We start from the raw sequence: 1,842 nt of genomic DNA, 5'->3' as shown, positions 1-1,842 counted from the left end.
AACCCCTGTTACCGCCGTGAAAGGGCGGTGTCCTAGGCCTCTAGACGATGGGGACACATAAATGTGTCACTAGGACAGTTGATAAGTTTAACTCACATCATGAGCTTTAAGGTAATTGCGTTTAATACAAGTAAAGACTCGAGCTTTAATTGTGACGCTATTTTCTCGGTAAAACCGCCTTTAACTAATAAAAGTTAAGTGGCGTCCCCAAGGGGATTCGAACCCCTGTTACCGCCGTGAAAGGGCGGTGTCCTAGGCCTCTAGACGATGGGGACACAGAAAACTGCTACCCTAGGACAAAACACTAATTTTTGGTGGAGCCATGCGGGATCGAACCGCAGACCTCTTCACTGCCAGCGAAGCGCTCTCCCAGCTGAGCTATGGCCCCAACTTAATCAATACCCGTCGTGATAAACACATCGTGTATCGCTTAGTGCGGGGCGCATTCTATGCACCACCCAAAATAAAGTCAACAGTTTTTTACCTAGCTTTATTTAAATGGTTTAATTTTCAACAAACTGGCTATCAAGCGTGCTAAAAAATACAATTTGAATAAGATTCTAGCCCTACTGCTTATAATAACATCACTATATCGCAGCGAATACTTAACAACACCCTACTCCCCTATTTAATGCAACAAAATTGCATCAAAGCAAAGGTATACATTTATATGCAAATTGAACTTATCTAAAAACTACCAATTAAGGCCCCGCCAATCGCCTTAATCTTTTAAAAGTTACAATTGCTTATAATAACCAAAACTTAAATGTGGATTTGAGAGTGCCCACTGCCTTTACTTGCTTAATAACCAGCGTAACTCGTACTAAAAAACTCGATTATTGTTTGAAGAACATTTTTTAAAGAGCATTGTAGCTTCGTAATGCTATGTACAAAACTTCAGGGCGTGTTGATCTTTGGTGGGTGAATTTGCAGCAGTATGTTTGGTTTTTAGGCAAGGCAGAGCCTATGTAGTGTGGTTATTACCCATGAATAGGCGATAACGCCGCATAAAGTCCAAACATGCGCTGCCCTTTGGGTTCAATCCACAAAGGTCAACACGCACTAGTTATATGTGATCTATTAGTCTTAATCCGAAGGCTATTAGTGAAGTATGAGTATTTACGATTTGGCTAGGTTCGCTTATAAAAATAAAGTAAGTACAAAAATAGAGTTTAGAATGCTGAAAATAGCATTTGTTTTGGGAAGTTTAGATTAAATTCATTTTTAAAGGACCGCTCTATTCACTAAATAACTCGCCCTAATATTAATCCATCTTGCTCATAATCATAAAAACGACTCCAGTAAAAAAAACAATAAGTATCGTGAAGCTAAATTTAAGATTAATAAAATACAATTTCCTACTCACTTTTAGGAGCTTAATTGAACTGCAATATCAAATTTGATGATAAAATAGACTTCAACCATATCCTATTGTTTATAAAACCTTCATTCAGCACATTTTTATCATTCAAGTGTTGACACATTTTCAACTCTATCTATAATAGCGCCCCACAACAACGCAGCAATGCAATGTTGTTTAGATGTGGGTGATTAGCTCAGTTGGGAGAGCATCGCCCTTACAAGGCGAGGGTCACTGGTTCAAGTCCAGTATCACCCACCACTTTTTAATTAAAGTGTTCACATCTAAATTCTATATGGGTCGTTAGCTCAGTTAGAAAAAAGAGAGCATCATCGCTACTTACAAACAACAATGAAGTTCACTGGTTAAAGTCCAGTACTATTTATTTAAATAGTAGCGTTTTAAATTATATGTGGGTGATTAGCTCAGTTGGGAGAGCATCGCCCTTACAAGGCGAGGGTCACTGGTTCAAGTCCAGTATC

Annotated in this window: 3 tRNA genes; 1 reads left to right on the top strand and 2 read right to left on the bottom strand. The window is 38.7% G+C overall.

The features are described 5' to 3' along the window. Window positions 1–199: 199 nt before the first annotated feature. Window positions 200–275, bottom strand: a tRNA-Glu gene (locus tag AAEY62_RS19955). A 37-nt stretch (window positions 276–312) separates the two neighbouring features. Then, window positions 313–388, bottom strand: a tRNA-Ala gene (locus AAEY62_RS19950). Window positions 389–1,545: 1,157 nt separating this feature from the next. Here AAEY62_RS19950 and AAEY62_RS19945 point away from each other — a divergent pair. Then, window positions 1,546–1,621 (top strand) — tRNA-Val (locus AAEY62_RS19945). The last annotated feature ends 221 nt before the right edge of the window (window positions 1,622–1,842 follow it).

This window comes from Pseudoalteromonas sp. GW168-MNA-CIBAN-0100, from assembly GCF_040309225.1.
GTDB classification, from domain to species: Bacteria; Pseudomonadota; Gammaproteobacteria; order Enterobacterales; family Alteromonadaceae; genus Pseudoalteromonas; species Pseudoalteromonas arctica.
The sequence above is the reverse complement of the archived record's forward strand: the minus strand, read 5'-3'. Positions and strand labels throughout refer to the sequence as shown.